The following is a 13,415-nucleotide window of genomic DNA, read 5'->3' as shown; positions in this document are numbered from 1 at the left end:
CAGTATCGCTCATGCGAGACAGGGATTTCTGTGAGGGCGCAGGGAAGGTAGGCGCATGGGGTAAATATGGATCGCTCTCGCACTAGAAGTTGCGCTACTCCATCTATTGTTTCCGAGCGCACAGTGGCCGTAGGGTGGGGAAAAGCGAGGCACCTGTCTCGCGGAGAGACTGAGGCGCTCAGTTTGGCGAGTCACTCCGGACAAAAGCAGCCTTCTGTTGTCAGGCATCCTGTGGCTGCATCGAAAGGCTTGCGCACGTGTCCGGCGTTTCAAGATGGTTTGGTGTCAATCTTCGTAATCTGCGCTTTCAGCACCAAGGTCAAGCTCAATCTGCGTTTCGTTAGGGTCTTGAAATAGCCGTCTTTCATCGGCGCCGGCTCCGTTGCATTTGTTGTTGCTTTCCACACCCCGAGTATCACTACATCGTCATCCTGTTGAAGACCCTTGAACCATTCGGATTTGGGTGACCAAATACTGACCTCCAGCCCAATACCGTTGCTCGGCTCCTGGGGGGCGCCGCGATATTTGTTCATCTGCAGGTTCAGCACGTTCTTGCTAGGGTCATTCTTCAGCGCTGTACGGACGCTTCTGATCCGGCCTTCCAAGGCAATCGGGTGCTGTATAGTGTTATGGGAGATGACTCGAAATGCCTCCATGTGTCGGGGAGGGTCGAAGTAAAACTCGTCCCAAGCGACCTTGATGTTGCCTTCGAATACCAGTTCTAAATGCTGCTCGATATCGCTGTTGCTCTCACACAGAGCACGAAGCATCAGTGCTTTGTTGGCTGAGTTGATGTATGCGGGGAGCTGCCCAGGACTGCTCGTGTAGGTACGCCCGCTCTTCGCTTTCTCGCCGTCTGGCTCCGGGTTTCTCGGTGGCGCGCCGCCTTCAAGCGCCTCCTTGATCATGACCAGCCGCATCCGGTATTTGTCATGCTGGATGCTTTCGATCAGCCCATCCGATTCCTTGGCGAGCTTTTTGATTTCCTCGTCGACCCCAAACTTGCAATGAGCCTCATGCACACCCTTGGGCAGCAACCGGAAATAGCCAGGCACAAGCACGGGCTTGTCGTACATTTCGCGGGTATGTGGATTGTTGAACGTAACGGCAGTGCTACATTTGCAGCACCGAAGAGGCTCTGCTCCCATGCCGCGCTGATAGTCTTCGGCATCCCACTCGCGACCATTTTGGTCGATAGCGAGGTTCATCTTGATACCCATTCATTTTCCTTTTGTGTTGACTCCGGGTGAGCCAGCTATTGGTGGTTCTACCAACGTACCCGGCAGCGTGCAACTCAATGCATGGCAGATTGGTATCAAACGCGTCAAAACCTGTCTACTTTGAGAGTTTGAGGCATGCTGGTCATGCACTTGAAGGGGGCGGACGTGAATGAGCGCGGTTTATCCAATGTCAGTGATTTCATCAGGAGGAGGGTGAAACAGGCCTTCCTATGCGCGCTTCAGCAGAGCGAGTTGGGTAGGCCGCGTTCTCAAGTGGTTGCTCAGGCTGGTGGAAGAACCACTCAGCCCTGCTGAGCAAGAGTATTGCCAACGGGTAAAGGCCCTCCGGATATTTTACGGTTCCAGATCGTGCGCTTGCTGTGAGGCTTTAGCGTGTTGAATCTCCTCAAGAATAGAATCAACAATCATCAATCCAGCCTCTGGCTCTGCTGCAAAGCTATCGACAACCACAGTTACAAAGTGCTTGGAGTCGGTGAGTGACTCCTTTGCTCTTGCAACTTCATGATTATTGATTGTTACTTTAAGGAAGAGGTCGTTTCCGGAGCCGATGTACGCCATGTGAACGGCTTTCTTTTCATACCTGACGGTAACCTCATGGAAGTTTTCAGCTCTGATAGTTTTGCTGATCGTCCAAGTGTCTCGATCTGGCGAGGCAGCTAATTCAGACGAAGTTATCGTGAATGACGGTTTGGCAGCTCTAACTTTCCAGACTCTTTTCAGGTCGCGATGTACACGGCTTAATGCTGTATAAAAAGCTTGATGATTGAATGTCCTAGTGGACATTTCATCATCAAAACCGAGCCAGTTGGGGGAGGCCATGATTCGGATGTTCGGAGTGAGTATGACATCTGCCACGGAGTCTCTTTGACTTTCTAGTTCCCGGTCTAATAAGTCCTTGGTGCGCAGGTGGTCTAGGTCATCCAGAAAAATCTCGAGTTCTGGGGTAATGTCGACAGTCTCCAGGTACATCATCTCGCCAGGCCTCGACCACGCCAAGGATTGTGATGGCGCGTCGGGGCGTGAGAGTAAATCTAGTAATTCAGCATTTTCCATAGGATTTTCCAGAAGATCAGCCGCGATTTCCAGAAGTCCCACGCGGCCAGACTCTGACCTTGGATCCAAAATCCTGCCGTCGTAATCCGCCACAGCTTTCGCTAACTTGGCGAGTGAGATTTGCGGTTTGAATTTGTTCATAAATTCACCATAGCATCTGCGCTTGCTCAGCTGCAAAACAATTTGGTTTAGCGCCTTGGGTTATAAAAGGCTGCATAAGCTTGAGCTTCATGTGCTAAAAAGTGATAGTACCTTTCGGGTTTCGACCGTCGGAAAAACGGTGTCACAGGAGGGTGACCTTTCGGCAGATTTTGCATACCGCAGCGTCGGTAGAACTTATCCAGCTTGGCGCCCCCAGCGTCATCCGCTTTCAACACGAGGCTTCCATCCTCTCCCTCATCCAAAGCTGCTTGAATGCTGCAATCAACTAACGCTCTCGCGACCATCTGTACAGTTGGGATTTTGAAAATCTGGCGATAGACCTCATCAGGTGCGTCAGACAGATACCACGTTATGGCCCTGTGCCTGATCTGGCGATAAATGTTCGAATGCAGCTTAGGCACGGTGGTCAGCATCCCAATGGGAAACTCCTCCGACCCGTCCAGTGATCTGAGAACGATACACATCGCCAAACCTTCCCCATGAGTCTTCCTGCCGCCGGCGTAGGCCGTATTGTGCAGAGCCAGGAGAAGGAAATTTTTGTGCCAATTCCACCCCTTGTCCGCTCTCACGAGCTCCTCAGGAATGCCAGCTGCCCAGTGTTGATAGTGTGCATCGATCAGCGGCTGCACATTGTCGTGCCATTTCGTAACCAGCTCCTGGGTCATAGGTACGACAGCTACTGGCACGACATTGACCTGAGTTGCTGACGCCCGGCTCAGTAATGTCTTGATAGGGTTGTGGAGTAAGGACATTGGCATGCTCGCCCAGTGAAAATACCGTAGTCTCTAATGTTAGTTTGACTACGTCAAAGAAATAGATGTCAAAGTGCCATGGTCAGGCTTTTTCAACTCGGTTGGGTTGAATCGTTTGGTTCATGCTTTTCCAAGGGGCGTTCCGCCTTAGCCTGGCGCCCTTGCGTGGGTGCTGGCGAGGCAGGGGAAACAGAATATTCGACAAGTATGACGACTCACCGCATCGCAGCTCAGAAGCGGGTGCACGTATTGACGCCGTACGAGGGTAAATCCGAATTCATCCCAGCGAGCTTTGCGTCGGTGCTGCGTTCGGACGGCACGATCGGGGGAGCGCCTGATACAAAAGGCGTTCTGGCTCAGACGATACCAGTAGCTTCGGTCATAGCTATTAAGGCTGGGGGTGGGTTGGCTCAGGCTCATCGTCACGTGGTAAAACCCTACCTTGTCGGAAATAGTTATCCCGCTCTGCGAGATGAAAGTTATCGTCCATCTTGGGTTCGAAGCCTGGATTGATGACCTTCTCTTGGATCACCTCGCGGTGAGCCCTCAGTCGAGCAAGAAATTCAGTCGTTTCTTGGCTGTCCGGCTGCTCTAAGAGGTTGAAAGCATAGGCTTCCAACTTTTTCTTGTCCGCCTCGGAGTCAAGATTGAATCTCGACCCAAAAGCTGCAGCCACTCGGATAAACCGTTGAATAAACTCGCTATTTATATCAAGCATTTCATACGCGCCAGCACGTAAGCTATATTAGTTGCCGTAGCATGCGCATTTAGTCTAGCGCAACGCATCGGAGTGCCGTCAGTACCCGATAATGGCCGCTTATTTCCCTTGCGTAACCTGGCTAATTATCCGATCTACTACACACTCCGGTATTTTGAGTAACCGCTCGTGCTATTAAGGTAGCGCTCTATATGAATATTATTTGCGTAGTGGGTCACCGCAGCGGCTGAGTATCTTTGCATTTGCCTTGCTCGGTATGAAGTATTCTTCAGGATATTTTCGTCTGGAAAAGGTGATCCTGCCGTTACTGTACTTGAGCTGGCGCAACCGGCACTCTGCGTAAAATTTCCTGAGGTGCTTGCCACCTTCAGTGGCCGCTCGGAGAAGCATCTCCTCCTATGCTCAAAGCGTAGGCCGGGGATGTCTATCGTACCGGGGGTAGTCCATGGCGTCATCTGGGATGTCTGAGGAACTGTATGCAGTTCTTATCAAGGAGCTGACTTGCGCCATTGCAAATTTATCACTTACTACGTCGATCCAACCATTCTTCCGGGCGTCAACATCTACGGGGCCAATTTTTCTGAGGCCGATCTGGAAGGTGCTGACATGAGGCTCCCGTATCTGCGACGTGCTGATTTCTCCAGGGCGAATTTGGCCGGAGCTAATCTTCACAACACCAACACCTTCGAATGCCGATTTACTGGCGCGAAAGGGTCTTTCGTGACCGCAAACATCGATGCCAAGAGCTGGCAGATGCCAAGCTAGCGCTGTTTTACACGAAAAGCTGCAGGGGGCGCATTTGACTAAAAAGGGATAAACCCGACCCTTTTCAGTGCGCGCGAAGCAACAAGAAAGTCAGCGCTGCTTGGCGATTGTGAAGCACGATGAGTTCCTTGTTACGTACCTAGTACAGGTATGACACGGTTACGCTGCACATGTTGCTATGCCCGGGCGCAGTGTCTAGGGCTTCTTTGCCCAATCTTCACAGGGCCCTGAAGGATGGCCGATTGCGAGGCGGTCGCTGGAGCCATGATCAGATTGGCTATCTGGCGTTAGGTATTGTCCGGGCATGTGAAGTGAGCATGCCGGCTCCGTCCAGCCGCAAGGCGAGAGTGCGGTTCTGCTATGGCTTTGATGGTGCGGTGCCATTATACTGCGCGGTTACAAATCTTAGCACGGAACGCCGTTAGGGAATCGCGAATGGGAGTGGATGCAAACCTCTGCCTCTACAGCAAGCACAAGCAGTACCATGAGTATTCCCAGGCGGCGTTCGCCATGCTAACGGCTTACTGCGAAAAGATGCCTGTCCCCCTGAAGGTGACCGTTCGCGGCATCGGGGGCGCGGAATACCACATCGTGGACACGCAGTGGCGCAAGCATCCTGAATGCCGAGTCGCCTGGGACTGGCGCAGTTTTCTTGAACGCCATCGCAAAAAGCCCAAAAAAATCGAGGCAGCCTTCTACTCGCAAGGTGTGCTGTGCGGTCTCATGTACGCCCGTGTTTCGAGGGGTACGGTCAGCGTCAATGTCCGTTACATCGAAGGGAACCCGTGGCCCGACAGCCCGCTCAAAGGGGTATTCCTTACGGTGGCGCTCATGCAGGCAGAGTTCTTTGCGGTCGTAATCCAAGCCAAGCAAGTCGCTGTATCGCGCCCAGCTGCCGAGCTGATTATGCGGTACAAGGAAATGCGCTTCGAGCTGACGGAAACAGATAAAAGGCTCGCGGCACGAGGCGCAAAGCCGCGTTATCATCAGTTGATTCGGAATGTTGCCTAGCTATGCAGTTGAATGACAAGGATATTTTTCCCGTTTTGACGCGTAGCGGAGCATCAGATATGATTATTTATAGTAAATTGAATTCAGGTCAGGTTCAGTTATGAAAAAGACCACAAGTACAGCGTTAGTAGTTGGTAGCTCTCATGATCTCTTGGGGCTTGGATCAAGCTGCATAGGTGAATACTCGACTACTGCTACTGGAAGTACTTATAAGTATCTGGTCAAAAGCATAACTGAGATGCGGATTTCCATTTCTGAATCATGCCTTGCCAGCGTCAATGAATATAATATTTCGTCTGCGCGAAGTTTGCCTGAGCGGTTAGACGAGGATGAGTGGCGTTCGAGTAGAGATGTGCTGTTTTGGGGGCAGCCTCCACTTACAGCAAATTACTTGTTGGTTTATTTTAAGTGTGCAGGCGAATGGGACTTGGGGCACTGTCAAGATTTGGCCCGCAATAGAGACTGCGAGTTGTACTCGTGTGAAGGTGATTTAGCAATAACCCATTCGGCCTATTCAGATCTGCAGCGCTGGAACGAAAGTGTTCCTCAGTGTCTCTCTTCGGAAAAGAAATCGCGTAAGAACAAGAGTGGCAAGCTTCAGAAAAAGCCGAAGCGCGATATTGCCGACGCAATAGCAGATTTGGAGCTGCACATTCAGAAGAACCAGGATGTTTTCGAGTCGTGGTTTTCTCTAGCGAGGCAAGTAGTCATAGACGACGGCGGTGCTTTGGCAGGCAATAAAAGAAAGCGGCATATGTCCTGACGCGTGTGCGTCGCTCATAAAACCTCTTTGGGCTGTTTGAAATCAAGCCTTGGGATTAGTTCTCAGGGCTTGATGCATTTGGGCTGGCTCAACCCTTGCCCCTTTATTCGCAGGCTTTACCGGCTTTTGTCATGCTTAACCTTTGGTAGCAAATCAGACGTGAGCCGGCCATCTAGGTTGATGAGCGAACATAGCGGTAGGCGACGCTGAAAAGAAAGTGCAAATGACGGATGACCAAAAGGAACTGATTTGAAGGGTTGCAGGGCATTGTCATTGAGCTCTGATCGGTCGAAGTCCAGTTCAGGGCCGTGGCCAAGGAGATGTAGAGCAATCGGGCGTCCACTCTGTGTCGGTAAAGCTGCTGATCCGAACCGTAACCCAATGATTTTCCTAGAATTAGTAAGTGTGCAGTCAGATGCATGCTTCGTGGGCGGAAAGCGGTGCATCGGGAAGCACCGAAATCATTGGGGATTGGGGTTTGTGAGGGTGTTTGATTTCAAGGGTGGATGGGGTGTTTTGGGGAGGGTACCTTGGATAAGGGTTCGAATCTCTACGCTTCCGCCATACAAGTGCTTGATTTCATTGGTGTTCGCCACCGCTTGACCCTCAAATGGGAGCGTTTTGGGAACACTTTGGGAATGACAGGCAGAAGAAAGGGGCCCTTGCGGCCCCTTTTTTTGTCCGTTCAGGTCAGCCTGAGCGCCTGATTCAACAACCCCACCACATCCGGGCCGTCCTCGCTAATCCACTTCGCGTAGTGCTTGAAGATCATCGCTGTCGACGTGTGCCCCATCTGATCTGCGATCCACTCCGGCGTGGCAATGCCGCTGCTCAGCATCTGGCTGGCGAACGTGTGCCGGCAGGTGTTCGGCCCGCGCTGGCGGACACCGGCTTTCTCCAGATGCGTAATCCACCAACCATGCCGCAGAACATCGGAAGAGCGGTACGGCTCACCGGTGGCGCTGTTGTGGAAGACAAAGCGCACGCGCTGCTCTCGCACCGTCCGGTTGTCGCGATCGACGACCTCGATCAGTTCCGACGGCAGGTTCTGGGTGAATCTGGCTTGCGCCTGCAGGGCGCGAAGGGCTGGCGCGAGCAGTTTGACCTTGCGCGTCGAGCGCCGGGTCTTGGTCACTTTGTACTGGCCGGCAACCCGGGCGCGGCGAATCTCCACGGTGCCGGCCACCAAGTCGACGTCCTCCCAGGCAAGCGCCATCGCCTCGCTGACGCGCGGGCCGGTCCAAATCATGAATTCCGTCAGGTTGATTTCCTGTTCTCGTTCAGTGTGCTGTCCAAGGATTGCCGCGATTTCTTCACGGGTGAACGGATCAGGGTCATCGGCGTCTGGCAGTGAAATGGTGATTCCGTCGGTGGGGTCGAAGGCGTAGCGGTTCCGCGTGCGGTACAGCTGGAAGATCTGGCGCAGGTGACTGACGATTTCGCGCACAGTCTTGTTGTGCAGCTTGGGCATCAGCACGGTTTGCACCCAGTGCTGGATATCCAGGTGATCAATCCGATCTGCCTGCTGGTCTCCCCAGCGCGGGCGAATATGCTTCTCTGTGCGGCTTCGGTACATGGCGAAGCCGCTGGCGGCCATCTGGTTGCCCTTGATTTCTAGCCAAAGGTCGATGTAGTGACTGAGGGTGTTGGTCTTGACGCGCGGGGACTCGGGAAAGTGTCGGGCATAGTTGAATGTGCCGGTCTCAATCTCGTAATTGATGATTCCGATCAGGCGCTCGGCGTTAGCAAGGTTTGCGGGCGAGGCGTCACCGGGAATGGTTTCCCGGCACAGCTCGCCTTGGTAACGGAAATACACGCGGACGTGGTTGCCGCGTACTTCGACTCCAGCTGCCATTATTTTCCACTCGAAAACGAAGATACGGCCCAGTTTATGGGCCGTGTAGGGGGCAAGACCTGTTTCTGGGCCTAGAAGTTCGGGGCGTCAGTTCTTGGCGTGAGGTGGTACGGTTTCCTCTTAGCGAGCATAACGACGCACCTGCTGTGCTTTCTTGGCCTGGACGTTGGCCATGTAGGCTTCCCATTCCGCAGATTTGCGCTGCTGGCGGATCTGACTGCATCGCTGGTGCTTCCTGGTCGAGCGGGCGGTATTGCAGATGTCGCAGTGGTTGGGCAAGTCCAGCGCATGGCTAGCCAGCCGTGGGCGTTTTCCTGTGGTAGCCTTCTCGGCGCTGGCTTCGGGGGTTTCTACTTGCATATCGTTTCTCCTTGGGGTTAGTCGGCGCGGGGGAGTTGCAGCTCCCCAGCGCCTCCTTTCTGCTTACTTGAGCCGGGTTTGCTTGCCGTTCGTGATCACGTAGAGGTCCACGTCGCGCATCCGGTAAACCCCTCCAGGTCCGCCGGCCACGACGTAGTCACCATGCGTGGGCTGTCCAACGCTGACCGGGAACAACTGGTCGGTCTGGTGGGCGTACTCGCTGGACTCCTTGATTCGCGCATAGAGCTGCTGCCCCTTCGCGATGCAACCGGCTGGTCCGTGAGCCGCCTCAAAGCCGAGCCACGCTGCGCGTGTTTCAACGTTGCTGAATGCGCCGTCCGTTCCGGTCTTGAGGTCGTAGCCGCGGTCTTCTGCCCAGGTTTGGAAGGCCAGCGCCATGTTCAGCCGGTCCAGCTCGTCCACCACGGGCGCTGATTTCACGGTTTGCATATCGTTTCTCCTTGGGGTTGATTCCGGTGTTGCAGCACTGGGTTTCGGGTTATCCGGCCTTGGCGGCCTTGAATGTCCAGCACTTCACCGTGGTCGGCCGCAGGTTCGCGGCCGTGGTGCGGCTGTTGAATGCAGCCCGCACGGCGCTGTCGACGGCGTGGTTGTTGCTGACAAAGGGGCGAGACTTGCTGTTGCGCAGCAGGTTGCGCAGCGTGGTGGCATCGGCCAGCTTCTGTTTGTGCTCGGCTGCGCGCTCGCAGAATTCGTTGAGGTGGACCGCGATCAGCTCGGCATTCTTGCTGTGGTCCACAATCGGGTCTTCGCTGAGCGACTGCAGGTAATCGAACACTTCCCAGAACTCGGCGACCTCTTTCGGGTCGGCGTTCACCGCGTGCTGCCGACCCACGGCCATGGCACGCAGTTCGCGCTGGGTGGCTTCGTACTGGCGGTCGCTCATGGGCACCACCACGCGCAGGGCGTCGACCAGCGCCATCATCTGGGCGTGGTTCTTGATAATCCGCTCGATGCGGATCTCTCGTTGCTCGCGCAGGGCCTGTTCGTGCAGCTTCACCTGGGTGCGGAAGGTCTCCATGACTTTCTGTTCCGCCTTGGCAGCCATCAGCAGGAAGTGGCTCACTTCGCTGGCCTGCAGGTGGTTAAGGTTGTCGGCGGCCGAGCGGCTCTCGCTGGTCACCTCCGGGCGCACGAAGTGCAGCTTCACGATCCGGGTGAGAATGGCTTCCGATGCGACCACCGGGGCGTTCTGGCTGAACACCAGCGTGGCGCGGAAGGGCGGGGCATTGGTGTCGTTGCCTCCGTTCTTGACCCCGGTTAGACCAAGGCCGCGACCGTTGAACAGCGGCTTGAACTGGTCGAAGTCGAAGGACTTGGCGGCGCCAGTCTCTGCATCGCTGCGGTCGGCCTCCAGCATCACCACCGGCATGCCCGATGTCTGGCTCAGCCAGCGGCGCAGGCCTGCCTTGGTCATCTTGATCGGGTCATCGCCTTCCTCGTCCTGCCGGCCCAGCAGTTTCCACAGGAACATCAACAGCGTGGACTTGCCGGCGCCGGCCTCGCCTGTCACTTCCAAGAACGGGAAGGACTGGAACTCGGCGCGGATCTGTTCGGCAAACAGCGAGCCAAACCAGAAGGCGAGGGCGATGGTTCCTTGGGTGTTGAAGCAGGTCCACAGCCAGTTGAACCAGTTCGGGCGATAGGTTGTGGCGTCTTGGCTGATCTCCAGGCGGATCGACTTCTGCAGCGTCTTCAGGCGCAGCCCTTTGAACTCGAAGTAGTCCTCAGCATTGACCCTCTCCAGCACGCCACCACGCACGGCCAGGTCGCCAAACACGTAGCAACCGTGCTCCTTGCTATAGCCGACATAGTCTATGGTCTTAACGGTTTTCAGGCCGAACAGCTGATGTTGCATGATTCGATCAAGCTGGGAGCCGGTACCGGTGAACACGGCGCCAGCCGCCATGCCCAGTAGGCGCTTCTTGAACTCGCTCGCTGCTGCAACCTGGCCACCGGTGAAGGTGTTCAGCACGCTCGGCTCGTCGTGTGGGAAGTCGACGCGGAAGTAGTACCAAGACTCGTCCGTGACTTCGTTCCGCTGGAAGTACAGTGCCTGTGGGAAACAGTTGGCGATCTCGATCACCGCACCGCACTGACGCAGTGCCTTGTCGCGGCGCTGGCGGTCCGTGAGTACGAGGTCCTCCTGCCGCTCGGACTCATCCAGCTGCTGCTGTGCCTTGTTGAACTTCTCCACATCCATCTTGAACCAGTACAGGCGGTTCTCGAACGAGAAGTGAAATTCCTGGCGCTCGCGCCAGTCGTACATCAGCACGCCCTTTTCTGCCGCGCTGTCGGCCAGCAGCAGGCTGCCGTGATAGCGGGCTTCGCGCAGGTCCTTGTCGATCTGTTCTTGGCGCTTGTCTTCGTCGATGAAGTGCCAGCGCTGGTGCAAATCGTTCCAGTCGACTTTGCGCCCCTGCTGCGGGATTTGCGCTGCCTGGCAGGTGTAGCCGAGGTCACGCGCCATCGCGGCGTGCTTACGGGTGTAGCGGTGTGCCCCAGGCTCGTTATCCAGCGCCCATACCAGGCGGGGCAGCCTTTGACCGGCCTCGTTGCGCTGCTTGGCCAGTTGCTTGAGTGATTCGAACGGGAAGGCACCCGAGCTCATTGCGGAGACGGCGTCGACCTGGTTGTGCACCAGTGCGGTGGCATCGAAGATGCCTTCGACGATCCAGAGTTCGTCAACTGTGGTCAGATCAACACAGGGCGGGCACCACCAGTAACCGCGCGGCGACTGGCCAGGCGCAAAGCGCGCCTTCTTCTTGCCGAAGCGGTGAGGCTGATCAATCAGGCGCTCCCAGTACTCGCCGTGCTCCAGCTTGAAACGCACGGTGGCGCTGCCGATCCCGAGGTTTCGGTCCCAGTAGTTGTCCTGGCTGTACCAGCCCTTGACGATGCCCAAGTCGAAGCCACGAGCGTATTGCATATAGGCATCGGCCGATGCCCGCGGTGCTTCCTGGGAAGTTGGGTAGCGTTTGCTGTAGTCGTCGAAAAGGTCGTCGAACAGTTCTTTGACATGCCACTGATCCCCGCACTTACCACGACCGCACTTGATGAACCATGGCTCATCTTGGCGGGAGTACAGCTCCAGCTTGCCGCAAGTTGGGCATTTGCCCTTGCGCATGTAATTGGTGTTCGCGATCGGCTTGAGGCCGTAGTTATCCTGCAGGCGGCGCAGGACTTCGGCGCGCAGGCTGTGCTCCATCGGCTTCCGGCTCACTGCGCACGCTCCCCGGAGTTTTCGAGTTGCTTTCTCAGCTCGCGGCAGGTGCGGCCAATCCCGACCAGGTGAGGTACATCGCGGAGTACTTTGGGCCCACGCTCGCCGCTGGGCACATGGCGATAGCGGTCGGAGTGCCAGACCTCGGCCATGGTGGTGCTGTATTGGGAGTTCAGCCACTGCAAATACCGCTCTGCCTGCTGCTCTTCCAGCTCCAGCTGGATGATGATTCTGGTCATGTTTGCCACCGAATAAATGCAGTTTCCCCTTACCCACGCAGTACGGGGCATTGGGAAGGGGTTGGTTCTGGGTTACTTCGAGGTGTCGCGGTGTTGCAGCATGCGGCGCGGTAGGTAGCGCGCTGGTACTGGGTATCGGTGCTGGGTGACGGTATCCAGCAGCACCAGCCGCGGGCGGTAGATCCCGCTGGTAGCGCACACCCCTACAAGTTTCAGGCGCTTGGTGGTCTTGCTCTCGAACTCTGCGACAGCCAGCTCAGCGATGCGCTGCACCAGGTGATCGGGCACTTCCAGCGAAATGGTCAGGAAGGCACGGCAGTTGTCGAGTACCTGGTGGTCGCCGGCCAGGTGCAAGCCTTCGCGTCGGAACAAGAAGGCCAAGGTGGCTTGCTGCATGGCGGCGCGGTAATCGGTTTCTGGGTTGGTGGTCAGGGCGATTGCGTTCATGCGGTGGCTTGCTCCATGTCCAGTTGGTCCAGCAGGTCGGGTTGATCATCAACAGCCGCGGACTTCATGGCCTGGCGCCGAAGGGCTACAGGCGCCACGGGCAGGCGAACAGAAGGGTTCGGCATCCCGCTTGGGCTCATTTCGTGGGTCATTTCGAACTGGGCGCGCACGGACCAGCCGCAGGCCTCGTTCACGCATTGCAGGTAGGCAATCCGCAGGAAAATGTGGGTGCCTTCGCTGGTGCGGATACGCATCTTTCCGTTGCAGTGGGGGCAAACGAGTTTGTAGGCGCTGCTCACTGTTGCCCCCTTACATTGGCGGGGCTGTACAGCTGGATAGTGGCTGCCACCTCGGCAGTGCGCGCCGCCATGTAGCAGGTGAGCGCCTGGATGATTCTCATGGCCTCGGACGGATCGATTTCGCCGTCCTCGATCGCGGCATGGATCAACTGGTCGATTAGTCCCAACTTCGCATCGCTCTTCAACGAACGCTGGTACAGCTCGACATTGTCCAAGTCCTCGGTCTTGGACAGCGGCACGAACATGCCGCCGTACAGGCGCGCAATGAACTCGGGCAGGTGGGTGGTGTTGATGTCCTGCTCTAGCAGCTGGATCTGGTCATAGCTCAGGGGGCGGCTGCCGGCGTTCTCGTAGACGCGGTTGTCGAACTGTTTCAGGCCGAGGCCAAGGCGCGTTGCCGCGCACTCGCGGCCGCCTGGGTAAGCGCATACAACGACGCTCACGACCTGGCGCAGGGTTTCTAGAACGGGGGATTTCATGTTCTGGTTTCTTCCTTGGGCCAGGGT

15 protein-coding genes are annotated in these 13,415 nt (G+C 56.0%); 3 read left to right on the top strand and 12 right to left on the bottom strand.

Annotation, left to right across the window (positions count from 1 at the left end):
• Positions 1-269 precede the first annotated feature (269 nt).
• The 4 genes from NPS58_RS16805 to NPS58_RS16790 all read right to left on the bottom strand — a co-directional run bounded on the left by NPS58_RS16805 (position 270) and on the right by NPS58_RS16790 (position 3,926).
• The gene (locus NPS58_RS16805) at positions 270-1,220 is read right to left on the bottom strand and encodes a hypothetical protein (RefSeq protein WP_274116476.1); all 951 of its coding nucleotides are present in this window, start codon (positions 1,218-1,220) and stop codon (positions 270-272) included.
• Between the two features lie 354 nt (positions 1,221-1,574).
• A complete protein-coding gene (locus NPS58_RS16800; protein ID WP_274116475.1) occupies positions 1,575-2,435 on the bottom strand; it encodes a hypothetical protein in 861 nt (286 codons plus the stop codon).
• A gap of 47 nt (positions 2,436-2,482) precedes the next feature.
• On the bottom strand, positions 2,483-3,121 hold the full coding sequence (locus NPS58_RS16795) for a hypothetical protein (protein ID WP_274116474.1): 639 nt from the start codon (positions 3,119-3,121) through the stop codon (positions 2,483-2,485).
• Positions 3,122-3,596: 475 nt separating this feature from the next.
• Entirely contained in the window at positions 3,597-3,926 is a 330-nt protein-coding gene (locus NPS58_RS16790) for a hypothetical protein (RefSeq protein WP_274116473.1), read from the bottom strand.
• 501 nt (positions 3,927-4,427) lie between these two features.
• Between NPS58_RS16790 and NPS58_RS16785 the strand changes: the two genes are divergently transcribed.
• The 3 genes from NPS58_RS16785 (at position 4,428) to NPS58_RS16775 (ending at position 6,465) form a co-directional block, all read left to right on the top strand.
• Entirely contained in the window at positions 4,428-4,691 is a 264-nt protein-coding gene (locus NPS58_RS16785; protein WP_274116472.1) for a pentapeptide repeat-containing protein, read from the top strand.
• 435 nt (positions 4,692-5,126) lie between these two features.
• Positions 5,127-5,702, top strand: a complete 576-nt coding sequence (locus NPS58_RS16780) for a hypothetical protein (protein ID WP_274116471.1) — start codon at positions 5,127-5,129, stop codon at positions 5,700-5,702.
• Between the two features lie 100 nt (positions 5,703-5,802).
• Positions 5,803-6,465 (top strand): hypothetical protein, encoded by a 663-nt coding sequence (locus NPS58_RS16775; RefSeq protein WP_274116470.1) that lies wholly within the window; start codon positions 5,803-5,805, stop codon positions 6,463-6,465.
• Between the two features lie 685 nt (positions 6,466-7,150).
• On the opposite strand, the gene NPS58_RS16770 is transcribed toward NPS58_RS16775, so the two are convergent.
• The 8 genes from NPS58_RS16770 to NPS58_RS16735 form a co-directional block, all read right to left on the bottom strand.
• Positions 7,151-8,320, bottom strand: coding sequence for a site-specific integrase (locus NPS58_RS16770; RefSeq protein ID WP_274116469.1), 1,170 nt, complete (start codon positions 8,318-8,320; stop codon positions 7,151-7,153).
• 120 nt (positions 8,321-8,440) lie between these two features.
• Entirely contained in the window at positions 8,441-8,680 is a 240-nt protein-coding gene (locus tag NPS58_RS16765; protein ID WP_274116468.1) for a hypothetical protein, read from the bottom strand.
• Positions 8,681-8,743: 63 nt separating this feature from the next.
• A complete protein-coding gene (locus NPS58_RS16760) occupies positions 8,744-9,130 on the bottom strand; it encodes a hypothetical protein (protein ID WP_274116467.1) in 387 nt (128 codons plus the stop codon).
• A 49-nt stretch (positions 9,131-9,179) separates the two neighbouring features.
• Positions 9,180-11,909 carry a toprim domain-containing protein gene (locus tag NPS58_RS16755; RefSeq protein ID WP_274116554.1) on the bottom strand — a complete coding sequence of 910 codons (2,730 nt, stop codon included), beginning with the start codon at positions 11,907-11,909 and terminating at the stop codon, positions 9,180-9,182.
• An 11-nt stretch (positions 11,910-11,920) separates the two neighbouring features.
• Positions 11,921-12,163 carry a hypothetical protein gene (locus NPS58_RS16750; RefSeq protein ID WP_274116466.1) on the bottom strand — a complete coding sequence of 81 codons (243 nt, stop codon included), beginning with the start codon at positions 12,161-12,163 and terminating at the stop codon, positions 11,921-11,923.
• Between the two features lie 72 nt (positions 12,164-12,235).
• Positions 12,236-12,610 carry a hypothetical protein gene (locus NPS58_RS16745; protein ID WP_274116465.1) on the bottom strand — a complete coding sequence of 125 codons (375 nt, stop codon included), beginning with the start codon at positions 12,608-12,610 and terminating at the stop codon, positions 12,236-12,238.
• The gene (locus NPS58_RS16740) at positions 12,607-12,909 is read right to left on the bottom strand and encodes an ogr/Delta-like zinc finger family protein (protein WP_197895516.1); all 303 of its coding nucleotides are present in this window, start codon (positions 12,907-12,909) and stop codon (positions 12,607-12,609) included. Before NPS58_RS16740 ends, NPS58_RS16745 begins: the two co-directional genes overlap by 4 nt.
• Positions 12,906-13,388, bottom strand: coding sequence for a YmfL family putative regulatory protein (locus NPS58_RS16735; protein ID WP_274116464.1), 483 nt, complete (start codon positions 13,386-13,388; stop codon positions 12,906-12,908). Before NPS58_RS16735 ends, NPS58_RS16740 begins: the two co-directional genes overlap by 4 nt.
• Between the last annotated feature and the right edge of the window lie 27 nt (positions 13,389-13,415).

The sequence above is a fragment of the Pseudomonas putida genome, assembly GCF_028682455.1.
GTDB classification, from domain to species: Bacteria; Pseudomonadota; Gammaproteobacteria; order Pseudomonadales; family Pseudomonadaceae; genus Aquipseudomonas; species Aquipseudomonas putida_AA.
Note: the sequence above shows the minus strand (reverse complement) of the source record. Positions and strands in the feature narration are given on the sequence as shown.

Coding starts and splice junctions, on each gene's coding strand:
- NPS58_RS16805 (WP_274116476.1), bottom strand. CDS start 1,220: ATGGGTATCAAGATGAACCTCGCTATCGACCAAAATGGTCGCGAGTGG.
- NPS58_RS16800 (WP_274116475.1), bottom strand. CDS start 2,435: ATGAACAAATTCAAACCGCAAATCTCACTCGCCAAGTTAGCGAAAGCT.
- NPS58_RS16795 (WP_274116474.1), bottom strand. CDS start 3,121: ATGACCCAGGAGCTGGTTACGAAATGGCACGACAATGTGCAGCCGCTG.
- NPS58_RS16790 (WP_274116473.1), bottom strand. CDS start 3,926: ATGCTTGATATAAATAGCGAGTTTATTCAACGGTTTATCCGAGTGGCT.
- NPS58_RS16780 (WP_274116471.1), top strand. CDS start 5,127: ATGGGAGTGGATGCAAACCTCTGCCTCTACAGCAAGCACAAGCAGTAC.
- NPS58_RS16775 (WP_274116470.1), top strand. CDS start 5,803: ATGAAAAAGACCACAAGTACAGCGTTAGTAGTTGGTAGCTCTCATGAT.
- NPS58_RS16770 (WP_274116469.1), bottom strand. CDS start 8,320: ATGGCAGCTGGAGTCGAAGTACGCGGCAACCACGTCCGCGTGTATTTC.
- NPS58_RS16765 (WP_274116468.1), bottom strand. CDS start 8,680: ATGCAAGTAGAAACCCCCGAAGCCAGCGCCGAGAAGGCTACCACAGGA.
- NPS58_RS16760 (WP_274116467.1), bottom strand. CDS start 9,130: ATGCAAACCGTGAAATCAGCGCCCGTGGTGGACGAGCTGGACCGGCTG.
- NPS58_RS16755 (WP_274116554.1), bottom strand. CDS start 11,909: ATGGAGCACAGCCTGCGCGCCGAAGTCCTGCGCCGCCTGCAGGATAAC.
- NPS58_RS16750 (WP_274116466.1), bottom strand. CDS start 12,163: ATGACCAGAATCATCATCCAGCTGGAGCTGGAAGAGCAGCAGGCAGAG.
- NPS58_RS16745 (WP_274116465.1), bottom strand. CDS start 12,610: ATGAACGCAATCGCCCTGACCACCAACCCAGAAACCGATTACCGCGCC.
- NPS58_RS16735 (WP_274116464.1), bottom strand. CDS start 13,388: ATGAAATCCCCCGTTCTAGAAACCCTGCGCCAGGTCGTGAGCGTCGTT.